Consider the following 2,281-nt stretch of genomic DNA (forward strand, 5'->3'; position numbering starts at 1 on the left):
ACTTCACCCGACCCGTCACCCAAGACACCACCATCACCGCCCACTGGACCAAGACCGGCCAATGGACCATCAGCCCCGACCACGGACCCAAGGCCGGCGGCACCACCGTCACCCTCACCCCGCCACCAGCAAGCGGCATCAGATTCAGCCAGACCAGCGCAGGAGGCAACTTTTCCATGGGCATCGACTCCAAAGGGGACCTCTACACCTGGGGAGACAACAGCTTTGGCCAACTGGGACGCGACACCACCGGCACACCCGCCGACCGGCCCGGACGGGTCACAGCACCCGCCGGCGTCACCTTCACCCAGGCCAGCGCAGGGGACCACTCATCTCTGGCGCTCGGCTCCGACGGGAACCTCTACACCTGGGGAGCCAACGATTGGGGCCAGCTGGGACGCGATACCGACACCACCATCAACGAGACCAAAGCGGACAGAAAACCTGGACAGGTCGCGCTGCCCGCAGGTGCCTCATCCAGCTTCACCTGGACGAAAGCCACTACGAGGTGGGACCACACATTGGCATTCGGCTCCGACGGGAAACTCTATGCATGGGGCCGAAATCAAGGCGGTCAGCTAGGCAACGCCACAATCCCTTCAGGAAACAACAACTCCAAGGCCTACAGCGCCCGGCCCGTCCTCGTCAGTGTACCCGGGGGAGTCGCCTTCTCGGAGGTGAGCACAGGGCATCTGCATTCCCTGGCCCTCAGCACGAACGGCGCCCTGTATGCCTGGGGACAAAACAGCTATGGAATGCTGGGCATGGATGATGTCAGCATCGGTAGCGTGGTGAATACCCCCAAAGCTGTTCGAAACACAGCGGGAGTCGCCTTCACTCAGATCAGCGCAGGCAGCAGCAGTTGTCTGGCCATCAGCTCGGACGGCAGCCTCTACGCCTGGGGGGACAACTCAGATGGTCAGCTCGGACTCGGCGATACTGCCGCCCGTCTTACTCCCACCCAGGTAACCAAACCATCAGCAAAGTTCTGGAAAGAAGCCAGCATCAGAGACGGTTATTCATTAGCGCTCAGCTCAGATGGCAGCCTCTACGCCTGGGGACAAAACACATACGGCCAACTGGGGATACCGAGCGGTAGCAGCAACGACGATATTCTTAAGCCAACTACCGTGGGGAACCCATCCGACACCCCACAGGGCTTCAACTGGATGCAAGCACATACGGGTTGGCAGCACAGTCTGGCGATCGGCTCCGACGGAAACCTCTACACCTGGGGAAGCAGCAGCAACGGCAAACTGGGACGCGACACCGGCACCGCACCCGCCGACCGGCCCGGTCGGGTGGCCTTCCCCTCACGCGGCAAACCCACCCGGGTGCTCTTCGACCGTGTCCAGGGCACCGGATCCACGCCCGGCGCCGACGGCACATGGACGGTCACCACGCCGGAACATGCGGCCGGACGCGTGCCCGTCACCATCAGCTGGACCCTCGACGGGACACCCCAGGCCGACGACACGAGCAACACCTACCGGTACGAGGGACCCGCCTACACGGTCACCTTCAAGGCCGACGGCGGCACACCCGCCACCCGGACCCAACAGGTCACCGAGGGGGACACGGCCACACGGCCCGCCACCGACCCCACCAGGGACGGATACCAGTTCGACGGATGGTTCACCGGCACCACGCCCGTCGCCTACGACTTCACCCGACCCGTCACCGGGAACACCACCATCACCGCTCACTGGACCAAAGGCGACGGACGATGGACCATCAACCCCGACCACGGACCCGACACGGGAGACACCACCGTCACCCTCACCCCGCCACCCGCACGCGGCATCAGATTCAGCCAGACCAGCGCAGGTGCCCTCTACTCCATGGGCATCGACTCCAAAGGGGACCTCTACACCTGGGGAAGCAACGGCAACGGCCAACTGGGACGCGACACCGGCAGCAGCAGGGACGACCGGCCCGGACGGGTCACACCACCCACCGGCATCACCTCCTTCACCCAGACCAGCGCCGGATACGGCCATTCCGTGGCGGTCGGATCCGACGGGAACCTCTACACCTGGGGAAACAACGGCAACGGCCAACTGGGACGCGACACCGGCACCACGCCTGCCGACCGGCCCGGACGGGTCACACCACCCACCGGCATCACCTTCACCCAGACCAGCGCAGGAAGCAGCCATTCCGTGGCGGTCGGATCCGACGGGAACCTCTACACCTGGGGAGACAACAGCTACGGCCAACTGGGACGCGACACCGGCACCACGCCTGCCGACCGGCCCGGACGGGTCACACCACCCACCGG

Annotated in this window: 1 protein-coding gene; it reads left to right on the forward strand. The window is 64.8% G+C overall.

Annotation, left to right across the window (positions count from 1 at the left end; all coding sequences use genetic code 11):
- Positions 1-2,281, forward strand: a 2,281-nt coding sequence (locus tag AACP59_RS09420) for an RCC1 domain-containing protein (RefSeq protein WP_339352943.1), incomplete at both ends; no start/stop codon positions are given.

Source organism: Bifidobacterium indicum, from assembly GCF_036987015.1.
GTDB classification, from domain to species: domain Bacteria; phylum Actinomycetota; class Actinomycetes; order Actinomycetales; family Bifidobacteriaceae; genus Bombiscardovia; species Bombiscardovia indica.